19 protein-coding genes are annotated in these 24,838 nt (G+C 37.0%); 13 read left to right on the forward strand and 6 right to left on the reverse strand.

Annotated features, from left to right (window positions below):
• Window positions 1–127: 127 nt before the first annotated feature.
• The 3 genes from proC (at window position 128) to EKL97_RS01595 (ending at window position 1,909) form a co-directional block, all read left to right on the forward strand.
• On the forward strand, window positions 128–904 hold the full coding sequence (gene proC / locus EKL97_RS01585; protein WP_126552960.1) for a pyrroline-5-carboxylate reductase: 777 nt from the start codon (window positions 128–130) through the stop codon (window positions 902–904).
• Window positions 905–1,047: 143 nt separating this feature from the next.
• Window positions 1,048–1,428 (forward strand): Dabb family protein, encoded by a 381-nt coding sequence (locus EKL97_RS01590; RefSeq protein WP_126457908.1) that lies wholly within the window; start codon window positions 1,048–1,050, stop codon window positions 1,426–1,428.
• 64 nt (window positions 1,429–1,492) lie between these two features.
• The gene (locus EKL97_RS01595; RefSeq protein WP_126552962.1) at window positions 1,493–1,909 is read left to right on the forward strand and encodes a hypothetical protein; all 417 of its coding nucleotides are present in this window, start codon (window positions 1,493–1,495) and stop codon (window positions 1,907–1,909) included.
• A 70-nt stretch (window positions 1,910–1,979) separates the two neighbouring features.
• Here EKL97_RS01595 and nhaA read toward each other — a convergent pair whose 3' ends face one another.
• Window positions 1,980–3,149 carry a Na+/H+ antiporter NhaA gene (nhaA, locus tag EKL97_RS01600; RefSeq protein ID WP_126552964.1) on the reverse strand — a complete coding sequence of 390 codons (1,170 nt, stop codon included), beginning with the start codon at window positions 3,147–3,149 and terminating at the stop codon, window positions 1,980–1,982.
• A 144-nt stretch (window positions 3,150–3,293) separates the two neighbouring features.
• Here nhaA and EKL97_RS01605 point away from each other — a divergent pair, with 144 nt between their 5' ends.
• Both EKL97_RS01605 and EKL97_RS01610 read left to right on the forward strand, forming a co-directional pair.
• On the forward strand, window positions 3,294–4,241 hold the full coding sequence (locus EKL97_RS01605) for a 2-hydroxyacid dehydrogenase (RefSeq protein ID WP_126552966.1): 948 nt from the start codon (window positions 3,294–3,296) through the stop codon (window positions 4,239–4,241).
• A 443-nt stretch (window positions 4,242–4,684) separates the two neighbouring features.
• Window positions 4,685–4,966 (forward strand): TM2 domain-containing protein, encoded by a 282-nt coding sequence (locus tag EKL97_RS01610; RefSeq protein ID WP_126451929.1) that lies wholly within the window; start codon window positions 4,685–4,687, stop codon window positions 4,964–4,966.
• A 275-nt stretch (window positions 4,967–5,241) separates the two neighbouring features.
• Here EKL97_RS01610 and EKL97_RS01615 read toward each other — a convergent pair whose 3' ends face one another.
• Window positions 5,242–7,044 (reverse strand): GNAT family N-acyltransferase, encoded by a 1,803-nt coding sequence (locus EKL97_RS01615; protein WP_126457917.1) that lies wholly within the window; start codon window positions 7,042–7,044, stop codon window positions 5,242–5,244.
• 199 nt (window positions 7,045–7,243) lie between these two features.
• On the opposite strand from EKL97_RS01615, the gene EKL97_RS01620 reads away from it, so the two are divergent.
• The 3 genes from EKL97_RS01620 to EKL97_RS01630 all read left to right on the forward strand — a co-directional run bounded on the left by EKL97_RS01620 (window position 7,244) and on the right by EKL97_RS01630 (window position 10,512).
• Window positions 7,244–8,005 carry an exodeoxyribonuclease III gene (locus tag EKL97_RS01620; RefSeq protein ID WP_126457920.1) on the forward strand — a complete coding sequence of 254 codons (762 nt, stop codon included), beginning with the start codon at window positions 7,244–7,246 and terminating at the stop codon, window positions 8,003–8,005.
• A gap of 172 nt (window positions 8,006–8,177) precedes the next feature.
• Window positions 8,178–9,119 (forward strand): flagellar motor protein MotB, encoded by a 942-nt coding sequence (locus EKL97_RS01625; RefSeq protein ID WP_126457923.1) that lies wholly within the window; start codon window positions 8,178–8,180, stop codon window positions 9,117–9,119.
• A 355-nt stretch (window positions 9,120–9,474) separates the two neighbouring features.
• Window positions 9,475–10,512: an aldo/keto reductase gene (locus EKL97_RS01630; RefSeq protein WP_126457926.1), complete on the forward strand. Its 1,038-nt coding sequence runs from the start codon at window positions 9,475–9,477 to the stop codon at window positions 10,510–10,512.
• A gap of 50 nt (window positions 10,513–10,562) precedes the next feature.
• Here the strand turns inward: EKL97_RS01630 and EKL97_RS01635 are convergent, their stop codons facing one another.
• The 4 genes from EKL97_RS01635 to panC form a co-directional block, all read right to left on the reverse strand.
• Window positions 10,563–12,530: a transglycosylase domain-containing protein gene (locus EKL97_RS01635; protein ID WP_126457929.1), complete on the reverse strand. Its 1,968-nt coding sequence runs from the start codon at window positions 12,528–12,530 to the stop codon at window positions 10,563–10,565.
• A gap of 378 nt (window positions 12,531–12,908) precedes the next feature.
• Window positions 12,909–14,270: a DNA repair protein RadA gene (radA, locus tag EKL97_RS01640; protein ID WP_126451935.1), complete on the reverse strand. Its 1,362-nt coding sequence runs from the start codon at window positions 14,268–14,270 to the stop codon at window positions 12,909–12,911.
• 235 nt (window positions 14,271–14,505) lie between these two features.
• The gene (gene panD, locus EKL97_RS01645) at window positions 14,506–14,856 is read right to left on the reverse strand and encodes an aspartate 1-decarboxylase (RefSeq protein ID WP_126451936.1); all 351 of its coding nucleotides are present in this window, start codon (window positions 14,854–14,856) and stop codon (window positions 14,506–14,508) included.
• A gap of 14 nt (window positions 14,857–14,870) precedes the next feature.
• A complete protein-coding gene (gene panC / locus EKL97_RS01650) occupies window positions 14,871–15,719 on the reverse strand; it encodes a pantoate--beta-alanine ligase (RefSeq protein ID WP_126561311.1) in 849 nt (282 codons plus the stop codon).
• Window positions 15,720–15,827: 108 nt separating this feature from the next.
• On the opposite strand from panC, the gene EKL97_RS01655 reads away from it, so the two are divergent.
• The 5 genes from EKL97_RS01655 to EKL97_RS01675 all read left to right on the forward strand — a co-directional run bounded on the left by EKL97_RS01655 (window position 15,828) and on the right by EKL97_RS01675 (window position 24,817).
• Window positions 15,828–16,634: a glycogen/starch synthase gene (locus EKL97_RS01655; protein ID WP_126457938.1), complete on the forward strand. Its 807-nt coding sequence runs from the start codon at window positions 15,828–15,830 to the stop codon at window positions 16,632–16,634.
• 20 nt (window positions 16,635–16,654) lie between these two features.
• The gene (locus EKL97_RS01660) at window positions 16,655–18,244 is read left to right on the forward strand and encodes a DUF4270 domain-containing protein (protein ID WP_126567881.1); all 1,590 of its coding nucleotides are present in this window, start codon (window positions 16,655–16,657) and stop codon (window positions 18,242–18,244) included.
• 9 nt (window positions 18,245–18,253) lie between these two features.
• A complete protein-coding gene (gene glmS / locus EKL97_RS01665) occupies window positions 18,254–20,101 on the forward strand; it encodes a glutamine--fructose-6-phosphate transaminase (isomerizing) (protein WP_126457944.1) in 1,848 nt (615 codons plus the stop codon).
• Between the two features lie 387 nt (window positions 20,102–20,488).
• Complete coding sequence (locus EKL97_RS01670) at window positions 20,489–23,314, forward strand: TonB-dependent receptor (protein WP_126457947.1); 2,826 nt, start codon at window positions 20,489–20,491, stop codon at window positions 23,312–23,314.
• Window positions 23,315–23,347: 33 nt separating this feature from the next.
• Window positions 23,348–24,817, forward strand: coding sequence for an SGNH/GDSL hydrolase family protein (locus EKL97_RS01675; protein WP_126457950.1), 1,470 nt, complete (start codon window positions 23,348–23,350; stop codon window positions 24,815–24,817).
• Window positions 24,818–24,838: the final 21 nt, after the last annotated feature.

Genomic DNA, 24,838 nt, shown 5'->3' on the forward strand with positions numbered 1-24,838 from the left:
ATAGATAGGAAATACAACAACAAACGAATACATCTATAACTATACAACCAACACTTTTTCCAGACGGCTTGCTTTCTTTTGGAAAGTCCCGAAGCTTCTGGAGGGGAGAGGAAAAACCACAACCAGCATGAAAGTACACATTATTGGCGGAGGAAACTTAGGAGTTTCTATCGCATTAGGATTATCAAAATTTTCGCCAGATGACCAAGTTACCATAACCCGAAGAAACACCTCCAGCATTCTGTATCTTGAAAAATTAGGAGCAACAGTTTCTACAAATAATATGCATCAGATTCAGGAAGCCGATGTCATTATTTTGACCATCAAACCATACCAAGTAGACACTGTTTTGGCCGAAATTCTTCCCGTAATTTCTAATAAAATCATCGCCTCGGCAGTGAGTGGATTGTCGATAGAAAATCTGCAAAACAAAATCGGTACGGCTAATAGTGCCATCCGAATCATGCCCAATATAGCGGCACAGTTTGGCGCCTCAGCCACCTGTATTGCGTTTCATGAAAAAGACAAAGAGCAGGCACAAGATGTTGTTTCCCTTTTTCAGAATTTGGGAACCGCTCCTATTATTGACGAAAAATTAATGGATGCTGCAACTGTTTTGGCGGCCAGCGGAACCGCTTTTGCCTTGCGCTACATTCGGGCCTCAATGCAAGCCGGTATCGAAATAGGATTTGACTGGCAAACCGCCTTAGCCATCTCGGCACAAACGGTAAAAGGTGCTGCCGAAATGCTACTAGAAGAAAAAGTACACCCGGAACAATTAATAGACCGCGTGACCACGCCGCAAGGTTGCACGATCGCGGGATTGAACGAAATGGAAATGCACGGATTCAGTTCGTCCCTAATCCGAGGCATCAAAACATCCTTGAAACAAATCAAGGGGTAGGCGCATAGTTTTGTAATTTTTTCGTTATATAAGCTGCGCAAACGTCTCCGACTTTGCGCAATTTTTTTCTTAAAAGGGATGAATATTGACATTTCATATTTGTATTAACACTCAAATAAATCTTATATTTGAAAAAAACAACCATGAAAAAACTACTCCTATTAATCCTTATTTTAATTTCAAGTTATACTGTGAATGCGCAAAAAGACGAACAAAAACAAATCCTTAAACATGTAGTGATGTTTGGTTGGAAACCCGGTACAGATGCAGCAGCAATTGACAAAGTAGTCACTGCTTTTGGAAACTTAGAACATAAAATCAAATTGATCAAAGCGTATGAATGGGGAATTAATAACAGTCCTGAAAACCTGAATAATGGTTTGACCCATTGTTTTGTGTTGACTTTCACCAGTAAATCCGACAGAGATGCATATTTAATTCATCCGGATCACAAAGCTTTTGTGGCTGTTTTGAGTCCGGCACCAGACAAAGTTACCGTAGTAGATTATTGGACGAATAAGTAAACAAAAATCGCAGTAAATAATTAAAGAACAATTTTTCTGCATAGTAAACCGTAAAAAATAAAACATGAATCAGAGCACAATTGTTTTCAGAATGTCTAAAAGCAGTGGTATTTACAATGAAGCCAATCGCTATGTAGTACGTATTGATAGCAAAACGGAGTGTGAAATGAACTACAGCAACAACCGGAAAGAATACCGTGTTTTGCCCGGAAAACATACCATAGAAATTGGTGATGGGACTTCTTTTCAAACAGAAGAGATAGTGCTAAAGGCGGGAGAAACGAAAGTACTGAGCATAAATCCCAGTCTTACGTACAATCTTGGATTCGGAATACTGACCGGAATGGTGGTAACCGGTTTGGTTATTCAATTTGCAGTACTTCAAAAATTTTCTCCTGTGATGATTATTCCATTCATGCTTTATTTATTTATTAAAAAAAGAGATTTTAAAAATAGTTTTGCGATAAGTTATTCAAAATAGAAGCAATTATTGAACATAAAAAAGCCTCGTTTAATTGCTTAAACGAGGCTTTTTAGGATCACAATATGTTTTATACTAGTGCTGTTTTCTCTTTTTTAGATTGTTTTCTTAAGGTATATTTCAACCAGAAGAAACCCGTCAGACCAGCAACAAAAGAAGCAATCAGAATGGCAATTTTAGAGTATGTAATAACCTCTTTACCACTTTCTTTGAAAGCAAGAAGGGTAATGAAAATGGACATGGTGAACCCAATTCCACCAAGCATTCCTGCCCCAATTATTTTTTTCCAATTTAAATCTTTGGGCAACGTGCAAATGCCTAAACTCACTCCTAAAAAGGAGAAAAGCCAAATTCCAAGAGGTTTTCCCACCACAAGTCCCAGCATGATCCCAATTGTATTGGTATGATTCAATCCTTCTGACCAATCAGAACCAATGGCAATACTGGTATTGGCGATGGCAAAAAGCGGCAGAATCAAAAATGCAACCGGTTTGTGCAAAAAATGCTGTAATTTATAAGATGATGTTTTCTTGCCTCCGTCTCCAAACGGAATGACAAAAGCCAATAACACTCCGGTAATTGTGGCGTGAACACCTGAATTCAGCATAAAATACCACATAGCAGCACCCCCAATTAAATAGGGGATAAGGTTGTGAACCTTTCTTTTGTTCAGGATAAATAAACCACCCATAATGGCAAAAGCAATAAACAGATTGGTAAAAGCAATTGTTTTTGTATAAAAAACAGCAATTACCAAAATAGCCCCTAAGTCGTCAATTACAGCAAGGGCAGTAAGGAATACTTTCAGCGAGGTAGGAACCCGATTTCCTAAAAGCGATAAAACTCCAATTGCAAAGGCAATGTCAGTAGCCATAGGAATACCGGCACCATTTTGTGTGGGAGTTCCAAAATTGAGCAGTAAAAAAATTCCCGCCGGAACAATCATCCCGCCTAAAGCACCAAAAACAGGTAAAGTGGCATTTCTAATACTTGACAATTCTCCTTTGTAGATCTCCCGTTCTAGCTCTAAACCAATCAAAAGAAAGAAGATAGTCATCAGTCCGTCATTGATCCAGTGGGTGATCGAATGGTTGCCGATATTGGTTTCCCAAAAGGCAATATAGTCAGTTTGAAAAGGGGAATTAGCAAATAGAAGAGAGAGTATCGTAACTAGGAGTAATAAAAGACCTCCCGCTTTTTCGTTTTCAAAAAAGGCTTTGAATGTTTTTGTTAATCTCATTTGTTGTTTTTCTTTTTCTATAATTAATAGTATAAATGATGAATAGGAATTCTGCAAATTTAAGCTTTTGAAAGCTAATTTCCGTTCTTAAAAGTATAAACCGTAATTTTTTTGTTTCTTTGATGTAGTAAAAACAAAGCAATTATGACCATCAAAATACTTCATATCGACAGCAATCATTCCTTACTGTGGAATGAATTGCAAAAATCCGGGTTTATCAATCACAGTGATTTTACTTCTTCAAAAGAAGAAATCGAAGCTAAAATTCAGGATTATCAAGGAGTTGTGATTCGAAGCCGTTTCAAGATTGACAAAACATTCTTGGACAAAGCTACTAATTTGCAATTCATCGCTCGCGTTGGAGCCGGACTGGAAAGCATTGATTGCGAGCATGCAGAATCTAAAAACATTACACTTATTGCCGCTCCAGAAGGAAATAGAAACGCTGTTGCTGAACACACCTTGGGTATGATCTTATCCATTTTTAATAAATTGAATCAAGCTGACAGCGAGATACGAGCAGGCCATTGGAACCGGGAAAGCAATCGCGGTCAGGAACTTGACGGTAAAACCGTTGGAATTATCGGGTACGGAAACATGGGAAAATCATTTGCCAAAAAACTCCGTGGTTTTGATGTCGAAGTCTTGTGTTATGACATTCAGGAAAATGTGGGTGATGCTAATGCGAAGCAGGTTTCCTTAGCAGAATTTCAGCAAAAAGTAGATGTAGTGAGTTTGCATGTTCCATGGACTTCTGAAACAAATAAAATGGTGAATGCTGATTTTATCAATGGATTTCTTAAGCCTTTTTGGGTTATTAATACCTCTCGAGGCAAGAATATTGTCACTGCCGATTTGGTTACTGCCATGCAATCCGGGAAAATTCTCGGAGCAGGTTTAGATGTTCTGGAATATGAGAAGTTGTCTTTTGAAACCCTTTTTAACGATAAAAACACACCAGAGGCTTTTCAGTATTTGTTGAAAGCCAAAAACGCAATTCTGACGCCACATATTGCCGGTTGGACTTTCGAAAGCCATGAACGATTGGCACAAGTAATCGTTGATAAAATAAAAGCAAAGTATCTTAGTTAGGTAAAATTTGTCGTGCCGTAGCAGCGCAATACGGGAATTGGAGTTTCTTCTTTAAAGTAAAAATCCCTAAAACTCGTCGCTTGTTGCGAAGATAACATATTGGTTTAAAGCCAATTCGTATCGTTTTACTTTTTGGTGGAAAGACAAAATGGGAAGGATTGTTCTATCCAATGGCAGCCGTTTATGGATGGTACCAATCATTTTAAGCCAAGCGAAAAACGGTTCGTGCAAAATTTTACAGTTGATGATTTAGAACGTTTATTGCAAAATTATCAGATGAAGGCGTAATAATTGTGGGCGTTATGGAGGTTTGTAACTCTAGAAAATTCGGATGGGTTTTGAATAGTGGAGGAAATAAAACCGAATTTTTGAACCAATTGGTAGAGTGTTTCAATAATTTTTATATTTTTAACCATTGAAAAACAATCTAATACAAATTATTTATGCAAAATTCGAAGATTGAAAATTGGAATAATCCGCTGCCAGTTCGTCAAAACAATAAAAAGCTGCCTGCCGGAATTTTAGCGATACTTTTAGGTCCTCTTGCGATTCATAAATTCCTATTGGGGTATACTACTGAAGGGATAATATGGCTGGTAATTAGTCTTTTTACCTGCGGAACGGTGACATACATTTTAGGTATTATCGAAGGAATAATTTATTTGACAAAATCTGACGAGGAGTTTTACCAAATGTATCAAGTAGGTAAAAAGGCTTGGTTTTAAAACATAAAAAAATCCCGGTTTTAGACTGTCCCCAAAAATTCAGACACTATTTGGGGGTATTTTTCTACCACAAATTTCACTAATTGCCACGAATTAATTTTGTGCTGATTTGTAAAATTTCTAGCAACTAAGTAATAACCATAGTATAATGTCGTATTTTAAAATCAGGATAAAATTATGTAACAATCTGATTTAAAGTTGTTTTACTTAAAGTTAATTCTTTTGACTTTACGACTTTTAAACTTTCGACTTACTTATTTAATGTAATTCTGAAATTAATCTTCTTTCTCGCTCAGTTTCCGCTCCAATTCTTTCTGGAATTCTTCCATTACGGGCTTCATGGTACTTTCCGGAATGTCTGCAATCCTGATGTACATCAATCCGTCTACGGCATTATTAAACAACGGATCCACATTAAATGCGACCACTTTTGCATTTTGTTTGATGTATTTTTTGATTAAAACCGGCAAACGCAAACTTCCCGGTTCCAGCTCGTCGATAATTTTATCAAACTTATTCAAATCCGATTCGGTTTCGTTAAAAATAAAATCCTTATCGGCATCTTTTAATTTTACTTTATACGCTTTTTTGGGATGAATGTATTGCGCAATGTACGGATCATAATAATTGGATTTCATAAATTCAATCATTAAGGATTTAGAAAAATCTGAAAATTGATTACTGATACTCACGCCTCCCAATAAAAATTTATGTTCGGGATAGCGTAAGGTGGTATGCATAATTCCTTTCCAAAGCAAGAAAAGCGGCATTGGTTTTTGTTGGTACTCTTTGATGATAAAAGCGCGTCCCATTTCGATAGATTTGTGCATCATATCATGTAATTCGGGCTCAAACCTAAACAGATCGTTGAGGTAGAATCCATTGATTCCATACTTCGGATAAATTTCTGAACCCAATCCCATTCGGTACGCACCGGCAATCTTATGGGCTTCATTATCCCATAAAAACAAGTGATGATAATATTTATCGTGCTTGTCTAAATCAATAGACTCATTGGTTCCTTCGCCTACTTCTCTGAAAGTGATTTCTCTAAGACGTCCTATTTCATGCAGGATATTTGGAATTTTAGTGGCTTCAGAAAAGAAAACCTCATAATTTTTACTTTGTAAAAGGCGGCAATCGCTATTTCTGGCGGCATCAACTTCGGCAATCATCTTTTCGCTGTTGGCAGCAGTGACAATTGTCTTTGGGCTTTTAGGAATTTTTAAAGTAGGCGTTGGCAAAAAAGGAATTTCTTTCTCAAAAGGATTGGCCAACATGTACGTTTTTTTTCTTAAAAACTCAGAGTATTCCTCTAAAGTCTTGTGCTCATTTTGTTCGCTTACGGAAATTGGTTTACCAATACGCACTTTGATCACACGGCGTTTCTGGCTAAAGACTTCCGAAGGCAGTTTTGCCGTTCTAAAAGTCCCGCTTATTTTAGAAAGCAAATAAAATAATCGACTGTTTTTAGCATGAAAATAAATAGGAACCACAGGCACCTGCGCTTTTCTAATTACTTTGATAGCTCCTTCTTCCCAAGGCTTATCTACCATTAACTTACCATCTTTATAGGTAGAGACTTCGCCTGCGGGAAACATGCCTAAGGGTTTTCCATCGCTTAAATGACGCAGTGTTTCCTTGATTCCCACCACGCTTGATTTAGCATCCTTATGATTTTCAAAAGGATTCACAGGCATGATGTATTTTTTGAGCGGCTTAATTCGGTGTAAAAGAAAATTAGCAATAATCTTGAAATTGGGTTCTCTCTCCAGCATTAATTTCAATAATAAAACCCCGTCAATTCCTCCCAGTGGATGGTTTGAAATCGTGATGTAAGCTCCTTCTTTTGGCAGGCGCTTTAAATCCTCTTCCGGAATTTCAAATTTTATTTGTAAATCATCTAATATTCCATTCAGGAAATTAACATCTTTCAAATGCTTATTTCTGTCGTACATTTTGTTTAAGGTAGAAATCTTTAGCACCTTCATAAGCATCCATCCTGAGAAGGTACCTAGAACTCCATACTTATCAGCATTTATTGCTTTTGCAACTTCTTTGGCGGTTACTAAACCCATGAATTTTTTTCTTTTAAAGCAAGAAACAAAGATAGCAAAAAACTCCATTTTCTCTATTTTTCTGAGTCAAACTTGTACTTTTTTATTACATTTGAAATCGTTATATACACACCATGATTTTTTCTGACAGATTCTAAAAATGCATTTCTAATACCATTTGGGAATTATTTATTTCTACAGAAATTCAAATACACACTTTATGAGAATTATTTCATACAACGTCAACGGAATTAGAGCCGCAATTTCAAAAGGATTTATCGATTGGCTGCAACAGGCAAATCCGGACATCATTTGCCTACAGGAAATCAAAGCCACTGAGGATCAAATTCCTGTGGAGGCTATTGCAAAGGCAGGGTATCCGTATCAATATTATTATTCAGCCACTAAAAAAGGGTACAGCGGCGTAGCGATTCTTTCAAAGATCAAACCTAATAATGTGGTCCACGGAACCGGAATTCACCACATGGATTTTGAAGGAAGAAATCTTCGGGCTGATTTTGATGATTTTTCCGTGATGAGTTTGTACCTGCCATCTGGGACAAATATGGAGCGACTCGACCATAAATTCATGTTTATGGATGATTTTAAGAATTATATTGATGAACTCAAAAAAGAAACGCCAAACTTGATTATCTGTGGCGATTACAACATTTGCCATGAGGCAATTGACATTCATGACCCAATTAGAAACAAGACCGTTTCCGGATTTTTACCCCATGAAAGAACCTGGCTTGACGGATTTATAAAGTCCGGATTTGTCGATAGTTTTCGCCATTTCAACAGTGAACCGCACCAGTATTCCTGGTGGAGTTACCGCGCTGGAGCCAGAGGGAATAACAAAGGGTGGCGCATCGATTATAATTTAGTTGCCAATTCTTTGAAACATAAACTCAAAAGAGCCGTTATTTTATCAGATGCCGTACATTCAGATCATTGCCCGGTCTTGGTAGAATTAGAGTAATCATCTTTAGCGCAGCCAAAGGAGGAGCTATTTCCCGCTATCCGCTACAATCTTTTCTCTCGTTAAAAAACGAGAGAAAAGGATTTTCACTTCTATCGGGGCTAGGGCATCCGAATGCAATTTAAATTTTTGATTTCAAAACAACAATAAAAACGATATAAACACCATTAAAATGATTAAAAAATTTTCCTTAGGATTACTCGTATTGGCACTTTCAACATCCTGCGTGTCAAAAAAAATATACAATGACTTAGAAAGCAAGTATGCGGATTCCAAAAAGGAAAACCGAAGCCTAACGGACGAAAATGAAGATTTGCTGAAAACTAAAAACCAATTGGATTTAGATAGAACTGCTTTAACTTCTGACTTGAGTGCTTCTAAAGCAGCACTTGATAAATTGAAAGCAGATTATGCTGCTGCTCAAAACAAACTCGAAGTCCTGCAGGATTCCTATGCCGCTTTAGAGAAAAACAGCGGAGAGGCTTTACAAAGTAACATGAAGAAAAATCGTGATTTGCTAGGCCAATTGGATGAGAAAGCAAAAGCGTTGGCAGTAGAACAAGAGCGTTTGAGCAAAAGTGCCCAGCGTTTGCAAGAATTAGAAGACTTGATCGCCGCCAAAGAAGCCAACATGAAAAAACTAAAAGAAACACTCTCTAATGCTTTGAATAGTTTTGAAGGAAAAGGATTGACTGTCGAACAAAAAAATGGAAAAGTATACGTATCCATGGAGAACAAACTGCTCTTCAATTCCGGAAGTTGGTCAGTAGGTTCCGAAGGGAAAAAGGCAGTAGTAGAATTAGGTAAAGTTTTAGGAGACAATCCTGAAATCTCCGTTCTTATTGAAGGACATACGGATGATGATGCTTTTTCAGCTTCTGGACCAATTGCGGATAACTGGGATTTATCAACCAAAAGAGCCACCGCAATCGTAGCTATTTTGAGCGAAAACTCAAAAATCAACAAACAAAGTCTTACCGCCGCAGGACGAGGAGAGTTCTCTCCGCTAGCCAGCAATGCAACTGCTGACGGAAAAGCGAAGAACCGCAGAATCGAAATCATTCTTACCCCAAGATTAGATGAAATTGCCGAAATGCTGAATGAAATAAATTAAGGTTTAAAGGTTAAAGTATAGAAAGGTTCAGAGTGTATGCTTTGAACCTTTTTTTGTTCTCTACGGGATATTTTATAAAATAATCTCCAGTTTTATAAGTTTAACCATTAAGGAATTAAGAAAATTATGCGTGAATTCTTAATGAAGCTTAATCTCTTAATGGTTTAAAAAAGGAACCTTTTCTTAACCGCTAATTCGCTAATTTTATCTTTCGTTTCAAGGGCTTTTAATTTGCGAATTCGCGGTTATTTTTTTAACATCCTGTAAACTTTTGTCAATTTTCTGTTAACACTAAATCGTAACCGCAAACTAATTTTATCTTTGTTTTCGAAAATAAAATACAATTTCCTTAAATATGAAATATACAACATTACCAAATACTGATATAAAAGTCAGCAAAATTTGCCTTGGAACCATGACTTTTGGGCAACAAAACACAGAAGCTGATGGTCACGCACAAATGGATTATGCTTTTGAAAATGGAGTCAATTTCTTTGATACTGCCGAAATGTATTCTATTCCGGGGCGTCAGGAAACCTATGGAAGTACAGAGAAAATCCTTGGAACCTGGTTCAAGAAAACAGGGAAAAGAGAAGAAATTGTTTTGGCCTCCAAAATTGCCGGACCCAATCCTAATTTTGGCTACATGAGAGAAAAATTAGATTTTTCGCCCGCCAGTATCAAGTTTGCATTGGACAGTAGTTTGCAACGCCTGCAAACTGATTATCTGGATGTGTACCAATTGCATTGGCCGGAACGTAAAACCAATTATTTTGGACAACGCGGTTTCAAAGTGCAAGACGATGCTTGGGAAGATAATATTCATAATGTGCTGGAAGCATTAGACGGTTTTGTCAAGGAAGGAAAAATAAATCACATAGGTCTTTCAAATGAAAATCCTTGGGGAATTATGCGTTTTCTGGAGGAAAGCAAATACAATAATCTGCCAAGAATAAAGACGATTCAAAATCCGTATTCGTTATTGAACCGACTTTTTGAAAACGGGTCCGCTGAAATTTGCTTGAGAGAAAATGTTGGTTTATTGGCGTATTCTCCAATGGCTTTTGGCGTTTTGTCCGGTAAATTCCTTACTGGCGAAGCGCATCCAAATGCCAGAATCAAATTGTTTCCGCAGTATTCCAGATATAGCAGTCCACAATGCACCGAAGCCACGCGGCTATATCAGGAAATCGCTAAGAAAAACGGATTGACCTTGACGGAATTGTCGTTGGCATTTATAGCCCAACAGCTGTTTGTAACCAGCACGATTATTGGTGCAACCACATTGGAACAATTAAAAGAAAATATTGATACCATTCAAGTGTCACTTTCGGATGAAATCTTAAAAGCGATTGATGAAGTGCAAGCCGTGATTCCGGATCCGGCACCTTAAATGAAACAACCCTGTCTGATTTTTGAAATTGGACAGGGTTGTTTTCAATATTACAGATCAAATTCATCGTCAACCGATAAAGAATCCACTTTTATTTGTGTTGAATCTTGTATTTTGAATTTGATAAAAGATTTTGCAGGTCCTGAAATCAATATTGGTAAGGACTTGTAAATCGTGTCTTCAGGAGTCAAAAGCCCTCTTCGAAACATAATATTGGTTAAGAACAACTCTTGTTTTACAGCAAAATCTTTCAACATCCCTTGATCGTTAAACTGATACATGAATTTCTTAGGACTTGGAATAATTCTGGCAAGATACAAGCATTCGTTCAGCGATAATTCCAAAGGCGTTTTTTGAAAGTAAAACTGACTTGCTTCGCCAATTCCATATACATTTGGACCCCATTCGATAATATTAAAATACACTTCGAGCATGCGTTCCTTGCTTACAATCCGGTTGTTTTCCAGAATATAAACCAATAAAATTTCTTCCAGTTTACGGGAAACAGTTTTTTCCCGACTCAGAAAAACATTTTTCACTAATTGCATGCTGATGGTACTGGCGCCGCGGGAAAACTTTTTAGTTTTTATGTTTTTGATGATGGATTGTTTGAAAGCTTCGCTGATAAAACCACGATGCGAAAAGAAAGAAGGATCTTCCGTTGTCAAAACCGACTTTCGTAAATAGGGTGAAATTTGGTCCAGTGGCGTGAAATTTGGATTAGCAGAGCCCACTAAAACCGGACGTTGCAACACGTTCTTTATAAGTGCGCGATACACAAATTCGCCATTGAGTTTGTTCAGGTTGGCTTCACCGTATTTTGTAATTTTTAGATTTTCTTTTTTTAGTTTGCTGTCAAAAACCAGTTGATTGGGTTTGTTTTGGTTGAATGCAAAGTCCAATTTGTAATCAAAAGTACCACTGGCTTTCATGCCTTGAAAATTGGCAAATAAACCGTCTGGAAGCGAAGTGATAAAATCCTGCGCGTTCATTTTTGGAATATTCACTTTGAGTTTATAAATCGTGTCTTTTTCAGTTTCATAAGCCACATAAGGATGAAATTTTATCTTGTTTAACTGAACTGTTGAGGTGCTGTCAATCGAAATAAAATCAGAACCCAAAAGAAAACGGTAGTCAAATTTGGCGTTTTTTAGCAATACATCTTTGCTGGCGATTTTAGGATGGTTGAGTTTTAAATTAGCAATAGCCATAAACCCATCGATATGCAATTCATCACCGTCTTTATCTATGTTTTGAATATTCAAACGAATGGAGTCAAAGCTTGATTTTAGGTTGAACCGCTCGTCTAAATACGGCATTTTGATGGCACCGGTGTCGATATTAACGAATCTAATATCGGCTTTTTTATTTCTGGGATCGGCAAATCCTTTAATTTTCCAGTGCTGAGTAAAGGTGTTGGTTTGCACTTGAATAGCAGTTTCAAGTTGCTTGTTGACCAATCGCAATTTTTGGAAATTGATGTTTGTTTTTTTTTCGTTATCGTTAATTCGGATCGAAAGATTGTTCAGAATCATATCAGTTGGAACTAAATTTAGTACTTTTGAGATGATTCTGTAGGCAAATTGAGCGTAATCTCTTTTCTCATTTTGTACTGGTGTTTGATTGTCCCTCTTTAAAAAAGCATCGTAATTTCCCTTTTTTCCTTTTTTTACTAATTGAATAAAACCATTCTGAACCTCTAAAGTACCAAGTTGTAGGTCGCCGGTTATCAAATGCCACAAATTAACGCTGGTTTTTAATTTTTTAATTTTAAAAAGCGTATCGGCATTTTTTGGAACCAAAATGATTTCAGTAAGATTTAGACCGGACAATCCTTCAAAAGAAGCTTTTTTTATCGTAAAAGTACTGTTGTAATCCATTTTCATTTCATGGGAAACTTTTGCAATGGTTTGCTGTAAAACGGCATCACGAAAGAGGTAAAAAGCAATAATTATAGTGGTAAACAATACAAAAAGTATTTTTGTTGCTAGAATTATGTTTTGTTTTTTGGTTTTCATAAACAGTTTTAAAAATAAAAGAATCTAAAATACAAGGCGTTTATAATATTATTCATAAAGAAAAGGAAAATAATACTAAAGCTGAGTTTTTTATAATTTTCTTTATAGTTTTGATTGGATAAAATTAATACTATTCCATTTTAGGACATAAAAAAACTACAACATTTCTGCGTTGTAGTTTTTGATATTAGCGGTAGCAGTGCCATTAGTAATTGGATTTCGGTTTTTTATATCCCGATAACGGATTTGCAATCCGTGCCCTTAGAGTATTTGAAAACAAATCAAGACTACAACTTCTGCGTCGTAAACCAAACAATCACAATTAGTTGCAACACTAAATATATAAGAGAAACGTTATTTTAGATTTGTCAACAAATATCATCCAAACAACTCACTCGCCACATCTTCAATTTTGGCTACTAATCGAATGTTAATTCCGGTATTTTTCAATGCAATTTTATTGTATTTAGAAACAAAAATGGTCGAAAAACCTAATTTTTCCGCTTCCTGAATGCGTTGGTCCACGCGGTTTACCGGACGTATTTCACCGGAAAGTCCCACTTCGCCGGCAAAGCAAAAACCTTTATTGACCGCAATGTCTTCATTCGAGGACAAAATGGCGGCAACTACAGCCAAATCTATCGCTGGATCATCTACTGAAATTCCTCCGGTTATGTTCAGGAAAACGTCTTTGGCGCCAAGCCTAAAACCGGCTCTTTTCTCTAAAACGGCTAGAATCATATTAAGTCTTTTGGCGTTATACCCCGTCGTGCTGCGTTGTGGCGTTCCATAAACTGCGGTGCTTACCAAGGCTTGAATTTCAATCATCAACGGGCGCATGCCTTCTAAAGTTGAAGCAATTGCTGTTCCCGATAATTCCTCGTCTTTATGCGAAATCAGTATTTCGGATGGATTCGAAACTTCGCGTAAACCATTGCCCAGCATTTCATAAATACCAATTTCAGCAGTGGATCCGAAACGGTTTTTTAACGAACGTAAAATGCGATATACGTGATTTCGGTCACCTTCAAACTGCAAAACTGTGTCCACCATGTGTTCTAGGATTTTTGGTCCGGCAATGTTACCGTCTTTGGTGATATGACCAATCAGAATCACTGGAATATTAGTTTCTTTGGCAAATTTGATTAGTTCGGCAGTGGTTTCCCGTATTTGAGAAATACTGCCGGGAGTGGATTCGATATAATCCGTATGCAAGGTTTGAATGGAATCGATAATCACGATTTCCGGTTGTATGGCTTCAATTTGCTTGAAGATGTTTTGGGTTTTGGTTTCGGTAAGAATATAGCAATTGTCACCGCTGGGCGTGATTCTTTCGGCACGCATTTTTATTTGTTTCTGACTTTCCTCGCCTGAAACATATAAAGTTTTATACGGTAATTTTAAAGAGATTTGGAGCAACAGTGTGCTTTTTCCTATGCCGGGTTCACCACCTAAAAGGATCAAGGAGCCGGGAACGATTCCGCCACCCAGAACGCGATTTAGTTCGCCATCTGTCGTGTCCATTCGGATTTCCTGAGCAGAATCAATTTCGTTTATTCGTAACGGTTTTGGTGCTTTACTGCTAGAAGTAGTTTCGCTTTTCCAAGCTGTTTTTTCTTGTTTCTGTATAATTTCTTCTGCTATTGTATTCCATTCTTTACAGGAATTGCATTGTCCTTGCCATTTGGCATATTGTGCGCCACAGTTTTGGCAAAAAAAAGTTGTTTTTACTTTTGACATTATTTTTTTGGTATTTGGCTTTTCATAGCATCCTGTTTTTCTAGTAGCAACCGTTTGGTTAAAGTACGGGTATTTCACGCTCACTAGGAGAAGCAATATACTACATTATAAAAAATTAGCCACTGTTGCTTTTCTTTTTCTTATTTAAAAAATAGAGCATCAGTGGCTGGAAGTGACAAGGGCCTTTTGCGTATCATAAACGATACCATAAAGAGCCGTTTTAGAATGGAATGTTTTAGGTCAAAGAATTGTCTTTTTCATTGGGAAAAACAACCCAAGGCTTGAAGGTTTTGGCTTCTTCAAATTCCATTGTTGCGTATGAGATGATGATGATGATGTCGTCTTTTTGCACTTTTCTGGCCGCAGGTCCGTTGAGGGTTATGGTTCCTGAATTTCTTTCGCCTTTGATGGCGTAGGTTTCAAAACGTTCACCATTATTGATGTTTACAATAGACACTTTCTCCCCCTCAATGATGTTAGAAGCATCCAGTAACGTTTCGTCAATGGTAATACTTCCGATATAATTCAGATCGGCTCCCGTTACTTTAACGCGGTGAATTTTTGATTTTAAAACTTGAATTTGCATGCTACAAAAGTAAATTAATTTAATGAAATGGTGTCAATCAAACGAATATTGTTGACTATTACAACAATAAAGGCACGGTATTTTTTATTTTTATATTTTCGGGTACACGGAAGCAGGGTTGCTTCATCAGCAATAACGAAATATTCCAATACAAAAGTAGGATTGTTCCGGAATGATTTTTGAACCCATTCTGAAATTTCTGCGGTACTTTTTGTAAAAAATTGGGCTTTTACAGAAGTTAATATTTTGTAGATGATAGCTGCTTCGGCTCTTTCCAGAGCTGATAAACGCTCATTTCTGGAACTCATGGCCAGATTGTTAGGCTCTCTAAAAATGGGGCAGCCAATTATGGTTATGTTTAAATGGTTTTTAGCTACCATTTTTTTTACGATTTGCAATTGCTGAAAATCTTTTTCCCCAAAATAGGCTTTTGTAGGTTGAACAATCTCAAAAAGACGTTTTACAATTGTACCGACACCATTAAAATGTCCGGGTCTGAACTTGCCTTCCATTTGATTTTCAAGTCCATCAAAATCAAAATGTTCAGCAAGGGGTGTTCCATCATAAATATCGACCACCTCAGGGGCGTATAAAATGATATTTGGATTCAAAGCTGTAAGTTTTTTTACGTCTTCATCAAATGTTCTTGGGTATTTTGCCAGATCTTCGGAATTGTTGAATTGAGTAGGATTGACAAAAATACTCACTACCGTATTCTCATTTTCCAACAATGATTTTTGCATTAATGCCAGATGACCTTGGTGTAAAGCACCCATAGTTGGAACAAATCCAATGGTGGAGTGAAGTGCTTTTATAGGTTTCAAATAGTTCATTAAAGATGCTTTTCCGTAGAAAATAGGCATGACTGTATTATTAAAATTAAATGCAAACTTACTATTTTAGTTAATAACTGCATAAATTATTGTAATTTTGCACTGTTTTTATTGCCAATAAATTAAGTAAATTATAATATGAAAGATAAGAGGATATTATACGTATCATCTGAAGTGGTGCCTTATCTCGCTGAAAACGAGGTTTCATTAATGTCTTATGACGTTCCGAAAATGATTAATGATCAAGGCGGACAGATAAGAATTTTTATGCCAAGGTATGGAAATATTAACGAGAGAAGACATCAGTTGCACGAAGTTATCAGACTTTCGGGCATGAATTTGGTAGTGAATGACTTGGATATGCCTTTGATTATTAAAGTGGCATCTATACCAAAGGAACGAATACAAGTGTATTTTATTGATAATGATGAATATTTCAAGCGCAAAGCGACTTTTGCAGATGAAGAAGGCGTGATGTATCCGGATAACGATGAGCGTGCTATTTTCTTTGCAAAAGGAGTGGTAGAAACCGTAAAAAAACTCAATTGGGTGCCAGATATTATTCATGTTCATGGCTGGATGGCGGCAATGTTGCCCATTTACATGAAACATTATTATAAAAATGAAGCATTGTTTTCAGAGACAAAAATCGTTACATCGGTTTACAGTCAGTCTTTTGAAGGAACTTTAGATGCTGGAATGATTAATAAAGTAAAATTTGATGGCATACCTAAAGAAGATATTGCTGATCTTGAAATCCCGGATTATGAAAATATTATTAAGGCCACGATAAAACATTCTGACGCTGTGATTATTGCCTCGGAAAACCTGTCTTCAAGTTTAACAAAATTTATAGAATCTTCAGGAAAACCTTTTTTATCTTTCGTCCCGAAAGATGCATTCGCGGAAGCTTATACTAATTTCTACAGAAACGAGGTTCTTTAAATTAAACTTTTTTATTAAATATGTACAATAATTCTTTCTTTAAGAAAATTCTGGTAGTGGCAAGTATTGCTTTTTTATATTCTTGTGATAAAGATTATAATGAAATTGGAGCGGGTTTAATAGGTGAAAATAATTTTAACCTGGAAAAAGAAACGTATGATGTAATAGCCTACAATCAAAAAACGGGGCCAATACAATCTAATAATCTTGCGGTAAGTCCTTTAGGGATTTTTAATAATCCTAATTTTGGCGAAGTAACAGCAAATTATGGTACACAATTGACATTGGTCACTCCTATATCTACTATAGGTGCAAATGCTTATATAGAAAGTGTAGTCTTAACAATTCCATATTTTAGCACATTGACCTCCTCATCTACCACAACAGGAAATGTGTATCGCTTAGATTCAATTTATGGTGTTGAAAAAGCTAAAATGAAAATTAGCATCTATGAGTCGGGTTACTACATGAGAGATGCGGATCCGGTAGGTGGTTTTCAACAGGCTCAAAATTATTTTACAAACCAAAATACAGAATTTGATAATGTTAAAGTATCCAGTCGTTTAAATGACGCTGTGGATACAGCACAAAACGATGCTTTTTTCTTTGATCCTGCGGAGCATGTAGTCGCGGTTACGGATTCCTTAACTAATGCTGTTACCACAACAAGAACGGCTCCAGGAATGCAAATTAGTCTAAATAGAGGTTATTTTAAAACAAGGATAATAGATGCTGTTGCTTCGGGGAAATTAGCAACAAATGATGTTTTTAAAGACTATTTTAGAGGCCTGTACTTTAAAATGGAGAAAGCGGCAGGAAGTGCCGGTAATTTAGCAATGTTGGACTTTAAAGCAGGAAAAATTACGATAAAATACAATGAAGATTTGGCCTCAACTACTGGAGGGAGCCCAACACGAGTTAAAAAAACCATAGTGATGAACCTGACAGGAAACTGTGTTAGTTTGTTAGAAAACAATTTTGGAAGTAGCGGACTTGCCTATAATGCTTTGCCTAATACGGGAAATACTTCGGAAGGAGACGAGAAATTATACCTTAAAGGGGGCCAAGGATCCGTTGCAGTATTGAGTCTTTTTAACACTCCGGGTCAGTTAGAAGCCATTAGGAACAGTGGCTGGTTGATCAATGAAGCAAGTCTTGTTTTTCATATTGATGCGGAGGCTATGTCAGGTAGTTATGAACCAAAAAGGATCTATCTATATGATTTTAATAATAATCGGCCTATTGTGGATTATTATATGGACTTAACGTCTAATACTGCCAATCTCAAAAAAGCAAAAACAGTTTTTGATGGGAATATTAACGTAAATGCTACTTCCAAAAAAGGGTTGACATACAAGATTAGAATAACCAATCAAATACGAAATCTTATCAATGTTAAGGATTCAACTAATGTCAAATTAGGTGTTGTTGTTACCGAAGACATCAGTGTATTTCCTTCCCATAAATTGAGAACTCCTAATTCTTTTATCACCGGAGCGCCAAAAGCTTCTGTTATGAGTCCTTTGGGAACTATTTTATATGGCTCAAAATCTACCGTCCCAGTTGATAAACGATTGAAACTTGAAATTTTTTATACAAAACCAAATTAAGTCAAATTTATGTGTGGAATCGTTGGATATATCGGTTATAGAGAAGCTTATCCTATTGTAATAAAGGGATTAAAAAGGCTTGAGTACAGAGGGTATGATAGTGCCGGTGTCATGCTATATGATGGCGAAAACTTGAAACTGTGTAAGACAAAAGGAAAGGTTTCTGATCTGGAGGAGAGCGCTTCTTCTAGCATTACTACCAACGGAACAATTGGAATAGGACACACACGTTGGGCTACTCATGGAGTTCCTAATGATGTAAATTCGCATCCGCATCTTTCTAATTCGGGAGATCTAGCTATAATCCATAACGGAATTATTGAAAACTATTCGCCCTTAAAGGCAGAGTTGATAAAAAGAGGGTATGTATTTCATTCAGATACGGATACCGAGGTGTTAGTGAATCTAATTGAAGAAGTACAAAAAAAAGACAATCTAAAATTAGGCAAAGCAGTCCAGGTCGCTTTAAACCAAGTGGTGGGCGCTTATGCAATTGCTGTCTTTGACAAAAAAAATCCAAATGAAATTGTGGCTGCCCGTCTGGGAAGTCCATTGGCTATAGGTGTTGGAGAAGGAGAGTTTTTCATTGCTTCTGATGCTTCCCCATTCATAGAATATACATCGAATGCTATTTATTTAGAAGACGGTGAAATGGCGAATATCAGGTTGCACAAACCGATGAAAATCCGAAAAATTAAAGATGATTCTTTAGTAAATCCGAATATTCAGGAACTTCAAATGAATTTGGAGCAAATTGAAAAAGGAGGATATGATCATTTCATGCTGAAAGAAATTTATGAGCAGCCAAGTGTTATCAAAGATACTTATCGTGGAAGGCTTCATGCTAATCAGGGATTGATTCAAATGTCTGGTGTGGAAGATAATTTAGAAAAATTTTTAAACGCCGATAGAATTATAATCGTTGCTTGCGGTACTTCTTGGCATGCCGGTTTAGTTGCGGAATATATATTTGAAGAATTTGCCCGTATCCCAGTTGAAGTTGAATATGCATCAGAATTCCGTTATAGAAATCCTATAATTAACAGTAAAGATGTTGTGATCGCCATCTCTCAATCTGGAGAAACAGCAGATACAATGGCAGCAATTAAGTTAGCCAAAGAAAACGGGGCATTTGTTTTTGGAGTATGCAATGTGGTAGGTTCTTCTATTTCTAGAGAAACACATGCTGGAGCCTATACACATGCCGGACCTGAGATAGGTGTTGCTTCGACCAAGGCTTTTACCACTCAAATTACGGTTTTGACTATGATTGCGTTGCGTTTGGCTAAAGCCAAAGGGACATTGTCAAATTCTGTTTTTCATGCTTATTTACAGGAATTAGAAATTATACCTGAAAAAGTAAAAGAAGCTTTAGAGACAAACGAGAGAGCAAAAGAAATTGCGGCGATGTTTAAAGATGCTCCAAATTGTCTTTATCTGGGGAGAGGCTATAACTTTCCTGTAGCGCTTGAAGGAGCCTTAAAGCTAAAAGAGATTTCCTATATTCATGCTGAAGGTTATCCTGCTGCTGAAATGAAACATGGACCAATTGCACTGATAGATGAACACATGCCAGTAGTCGTTATTGCGCCTAAACAAGGCCATTACGATAAAATTGTAAGTAATATACAAGAAATAAAATCCAGAAGTGGTAAAATTATAGCAGTGGTGACTAAAGGCGATACTCAAGTTAGGGAGTTAGCAGATTATGTTATCGAAATACCAGAAACTTCAGATGCTTTATCGCCGCTGATAACTACAATTCCGTTACAGCTCTTGTCGTACCATATTGCTGTTATGCGGGAATGCAATGTAGATCAACCTCGTAATTTAGCAAAGTCGGTTACTGTAGAATAAAATAAAATATAATAGGGATATTACTGATATCCTTTTTAGTAGTGCCAGCCTCGAAAGAAAAACTTTCGAGGCTTTTTTTATTAGTACTTCTTTTGTCTTTAATTTTTTTCCGAAATACAAACGAATCATAAATGTTTTGCTCTTTTGACACTTTTATCATATATCCAAAAATCAATAATAATTTTGTGATAAATGTATTTTTTATATGCATGCATAGTGAAATTTTGATTTTTTAATCTAAATTTTAACATTTTGAAATAAAATATAAATGTAGAATAACTGCAAATGAGGCAAAATTACTGATAAATATGAAATTTTACAGGTGATTTTTTATTAATATCAAAAATATTTGTACTTTGGCTTCCTAAACCAACAAAATAGAACCCAATGAGAGTGTATTTACTTTTTTTGTCATTGTTTTTTTGCAGTCTAACCTTTGCTCAAAACTCAATTTCAGGTACTGTTACTGATAGTAACAACCAACCAATTCCTGGAGCCAACATCAAGATAGTTGGAGATGCTTCTGGTACAATTACGGATCTAGACGGTTCTTTTGTATTGCAATCCTCTAAAAAACCACCTTATTCAATTGAGGTGACCAGTGTGGGGTTTGTTTCTCAACAAATTAGTGTTGTTTCTAGTAGTCAAAAACTACTCATAAAGCTTTTAGATGAAGAGAACAAGCTAGATGAGATCGTTGTTTCTGCTTCAAGAACACCAGAACGAGTGATCGAGTCTCCGGTTACTATTGAAAGAATGGGAATTCAGCAGATAAAAAACACCACGGCGCCAACCTTTTATGATGGTTTAGAAAACCTGAAAGAGGTGCATTTTAATACCAGTAGTATTTCCTTTAAATCGATTAATACAAGGGGGTTTTCAACTGTCGCTAATACGCGTTTCATGCAACTGGTAGACGGAATGGATAATTCATCTCCGGCCTTAAACTTTGTTTTGGGGAATTTAATAGGGCTTTCTGATATTGATGTTGCTAATGTAGAATTACTGCCGGGAGCTTCCTCTGCATTGTATGGTGCAAATGCTTTCAATGGTATTTTATTTATGAACAGTAAAAATCCGTTCACAAATCAAGGGATCAGTACCTACGTAAAATATGGACAAACAACCCAGAAAGTAGCAGGAACTAATGATTATTTTGATTTTGGACTTAGAGCTGCCAAAGCGTTCAGCAAGCATTTTGCCGCCAAAGGGAATTTTAATTTTATGAGAGCTACAGAATGGATTGCTGCTGATCAAAGAAGCGTTACTGGCGGATCAATAGGTCATGCTAATAATCAAAATTATGACGGATTAAATTTATACGGTGATGAGGTAACTACTTTCATCACTAATGTTGGTCAGGTAAGCAGAACGGGATACCGGGAACAAGACCTGAATGACAATAAAGTAAGAAGTGTAAAGGCAGATTTTTCTTTACATTTTAAACCATGGGAAGGGGAAACCGAAATTATATTACAGCACAAAATAGGTTTGGGGAGCACTATTTATCAAGGAGCGAATAGATATGCACTCAATGATTTCTTTATGCAACAAACTAAAATAGAAGTAAAAGGAAAAAATTTCTTTGTAAGAGGGTACATAACGGATGAAGATGCAGGGAATTCCTATGACATGCGTTTTGCTGCTTGGAATGTTAATAGAGCGGCAAAATCAGATACAGAATGGTTTACGAACTATGCTACAGCATATCAACTTTCAGGTGCAGTTTTGGGAACTAATGCACAGTTATCTGCTGCGAATGCAAGGAACTATGCCGATTACAATATTAAACCGGCTGGACTTCCTTTTTTGCCAACTCCAACAGGGAGTGCGCGATTTGAACCGGGTTCGGTACAATTCAATCGTGCTTTGGCGGCTGCAATCGCGGAACCGGATCTAACCAAAGGAGCTAAATTTATTGATCAATCAAAAATTTACCATTCAGATGTAAATTATAATTTTAAAGATCTAATAAAATTTGCAGAGATCCAATTAGGAGGGTCATTCAGACAATATGAAATGAATTCTCAGGGAACAATCTTTACTGATTTTGATGGTCCTTTACGTTATAATGAGTATGGTGCTTATACGCAATTAACTAAAAAATTCTTAGATGACCGATTGAAATTTACTGGGTCTGCACGGTACGATAAAAGTCAAAATTTTAATGGAAATATATCCCCTCGTGTCTCTTTAGTGTATTCTGCGGGAGAGTCAAAAAGACATAATTTCAGGGTTTCTTATCAAACTGGTTTTAGAAATCCAACAACTCAAGACCAGTATATTGGTCTTGACTTAGGGCCATTTGCTTTAATTGGTTCAGCTCCTGAAAACTTAGATCGTTTTACAGAGGTTAGAGGAGTTAGTGCGGCGGGACAAGCAATGGGCGTTCCTGCTACGTTAACATTAACAGGACAAAATGCGTATAACAATTCGTTTACGCTAGCTTCAGTTCGGGCTTTTAGTGCGGCAATAGCGGCTAATCCAGCTAATGTTCCGGCTGCAGCAGCTTTGTTGCAAGTGGCTAATATAGGGCTGGTAAAGCCAGAAGAAGTTCAGGCACTTGAGCTAGGATATCGTACGGTTGTAAATAATGACTTATCAATTGATATTAATGGATATTACAATGTGTATAATGATTTCATGAATGTTTCAAGAGTAATTAGTCCTTATTATGGGGACGTTAACACGACATTTGATTTTGGAAATCCAGCAACTTTAGCGACGCTTTCTGCATTAAGTAATGGAGATAGAAGAGTGTACCAAGTGTATACGAATACTACTGCAAAAATCACGTCTCAAGGTTTTGGTGTAGGCTTGTCTAAGAAAGTGTATAAAGATTTTGAGGTTGGTGTAAATTATAATTTTGCTGAATTTAGTTTTGATCAAGCAGAAGATCCAGGTTTTGTAGCTGGTTTCAATACGCCAAAACATAGGGTTAAAGCGTCTGTAGGAAATGATAAATTATTCAAAAATTTTGGTTTTAATATCAATGCGAGATACAATACGGAATATTTATGGCAGTCCTCTTTTGCTGATGGAATTGTTCCTGAAAACACGGTCTTAGACGCTCAGATTAATTATGGTTTTCCGGCCTTAAAATCAGTGCTTAAAGTGGGAGCTACTAATATTGGAGGAAGGGATTATATTCAGGTAATTGGAGCGGGTGCCATCGGACAGCAATGGTTTGCTTCTTGGACAATTAATCCGTAGTTCAGAAAAGTCAATAATTTTAAAAAATATATTATGATAAAAAATTTCAAATGGCTGTTGTTGATTTCGCTAACCTTCGCAGCATGTAATAACGAGGATGACAATGCTGGGCCAGTTGAGGTTCCTATAACTTCCGGAACAGCAAGTTTTTCAAAATACGTTGCTTTAGGAGATTCATTTGCCGCAGGATATAGTGATGGCGCTCTTTTCAAAAAAGGACAAGAAAATTCGTACGTAAACATCCTGTCGCAACAGTTCGCTTTAGCAGGTGGTGGTGAATTTAAAACGCCATACACCAATGATAATATTGGTGGCTTATTGTTGGGAGGGAATGTAATTGCAACAAATAGGTTGTATTTTAATGGTTCAGGACCTGTTCAGGTAAGCGGTACTCCTACCACAGTAGTTACAAATAAAGTAGCTGGGCCTATTAACAACCTAGGAATTCCAGGGGCTAAAAGTTTTCATTTAGTAGCCCCGGGCTATGGAAACGTAGCCGGAGTGGCTTCTGGTGCGGCTAACCCGTATTTTGCTCGTTTTGCTTCAGCTTCAGGAACGACTGTTTTAGCAGATGCCCTGACTCAAGCACCAACGTTCTTCTCCTTGTGGATTGGCGGGAATGATGTCTTGACGTACGCTACCTCTGGAGGTATAGGAGTGGACAGAACCGGAAATTTTAACCCTGCTACTTATGGTTCTAATGATATTACAGATCCAACTGTTTTTGCAAATGTGTATACCGGGCTGGTGAATGCCTTGACGGCTAATGGTGCAAAAGGGGTGGTTGCGAATCTTCCTTATGTAACTACACTTCCTTATTTTACAACAGTTCCTTATAATCCAGTTCCATTGACTGCCGCTGTGGCTGCACAATTAAATGGAGGTTATGCTGCTTATAATGGAGGTTTGCAGGCAATGGTCACTAATGGGTTACTTACAGCAGCTGAAGCAACAAGAAGAACTGTTAAGTTTGCTGCAGGAGCGAATGCCGTGGTGATTGTAGATAGCTATTTGACAAATTTGAGTGCTTTTGGAGTTCCTTCGTTCAGACAAGCAACTAAAGAAGATCTTTTAGTGCTTACGTCGAGAACTTTTATTGGAACACTAGTAGGAGGGAATGCTGCAGCCGTAAACGGCGTTTCGGTGCCTCTTGCTGACAACTGGGTTTTATCTAAAGCGGAGGTGGCGGAAGTCAAAGTTGCTACAGATGCTTATAATGTTACCATCAAAGCAGTTGCTGATGCTAAAGGATTAGCTTTTGTAGATGCTAAAGCCACTATGGCACAACTGTCTTCAAGCGGAATTCGTTTTGGGAATTTTCATATTACGGCGGCTTATGTTACTGGTGGTGCTTTTTCACTCGATGGAGTGCATCCCAGCGCAAGGGGATATGCATTAATAGCAAACCTTTTTGCAAATTCTATAAATGCTAAATATACAGCTACGCTAAGACCTGTTGATTTAGGGCTCTACCCTATTCAATATCCGGCTTCTATTCAATAATTAGAATTTGATTTTCTATAA

Source organism: Flavobacterium sp. LS1P28 (assembly GCF_003970335.1).
In the GTDB taxonomy this organism is placed as follows: Bacteria; Bacteroidota; Bacteroidia; order Flavobacteriales; family Flavobacteriaceae; genus Flavobacterium.

Coding starts and splice junctions, on each gene's coding strand:
- EKL97_RS01675 (WP_126457950.1), top strand. CDS start 23,348: ATGATAAAAAATTTCAAATGGCTGTTGTTGATTTCGCTAACCTTCGCA.
- proC (WP_126552960.1), top strand. CDS start 128: ATGAAAGTACACATTATTGGCGGAGGAAACTTAGGAGTTTCTATCGCA.
- EKL97_RS01625 (WP_126457923.1), top strand. CDS start 8,178: ATGATTAAAAAATTTTCCTTAGGATTACTCGTATTGGCACTTTCAACA.
- EKL97_RS01595 (WP_126552962.1), top strand. CDS start 1,493: ATGAATCAGAGCACAATTGTTTTCAGAATGTCTAAAAGCAGTGGTATT.
- EKL97_RS01635 (WP_126457929.1), bottom strand. CDS start 12,530: ATGAAAACCAAAAAACAAAACATAATTCTAGCAACAAAAATACTTTTT.
- EKL97_RS01670 (WP_126457947.1), top strand. CDS start 20,489: ATGAGAGTGTATTTACTTTTTTTGTCATTGTTTTTTTGCAGTCTAACC.
- glmS (WP_126457944.1), top strand. CDS start 18,254: ATGTGTGGAATCGTTGGATATATCGGTTATAGAGAAGCTTATCCTATT.
- EKL97_RS01660 (WP_126567881.1), top strand. CDS start 16,655: ATGTACAATAATTCTTTCTTTAAGAAAATTCTGGTAGTGGCAAGTATT.
- EKL97_RS01620 (WP_126457920.1), top strand. CDS start 7,244: ATGAGAATTATTTCATACAACGTCAACGGAATTAGAGCCGCAATTTCA.
- panC (WP_126561311.1), bottom strand. CDS start 15,719: ATGCCTATTTTCTACGGAAAAGCATCTTTAATGAACTATTTGAAACCT.
- radA (WP_126451935.1), bottom strand. CDS start 14,270: ATGTCAAAAGTAAAAACAACTTTTTTTTGCCAAAACTGTGGCGCACAA.
- EKL97_RS01630 (WP_126457926.1), top strand. CDS start 9,475: ATGAAATATACAACATTACCAAATACTGATATAAAAGTCAGCAAAATT.
- nhaA (WP_126552964.1), bottom strand. CDS start 3,149: ATGAGATTAACAAAAACATTCAAAGCCTTTTTTGAAAACGAAAAAGCG.
- EKL97_RS01655 (WP_126457938.1), top strand. CDS start 15,828: ATGAAAGATAAGAGGATATTATACGTATCATCTGAAGTGGTGCCTTAT.
- EKL97_RS01610 (WP_126451929.1), top strand. CDS start 4,685: ATGCAAAATTCGAAGATTGAAAATTGGAATAATCCGCTGCCAGTTCGT.
- panD (WP_126451936.1), bottom strand. CDS start 14,856: ATGCAAATTCAAGTTTTAAAATCAAAAATTCACCGCGTTAAAGTAACG.
- EKL97_RS01605 (WP_126552966.1), top strand. CDS start 3,294: ATGACCATCAAAATACTTCATATCGACAGCAATCATTCCTTACTGTGG.
- EKL97_RS01590 (WP_126457908.1), top strand. CDS start 1,048: ATGAAAAAACTACTCCTATTAATCCTTATTTTAATTTCAAGTTATACT.
- EKL97_RS01615 (WP_126457917.1), bottom strand. CDS start 7,044: ATGGGTTTAGTAACCGCCAAAGAAGTTGCAAAAGCAATAAATGCTGAT.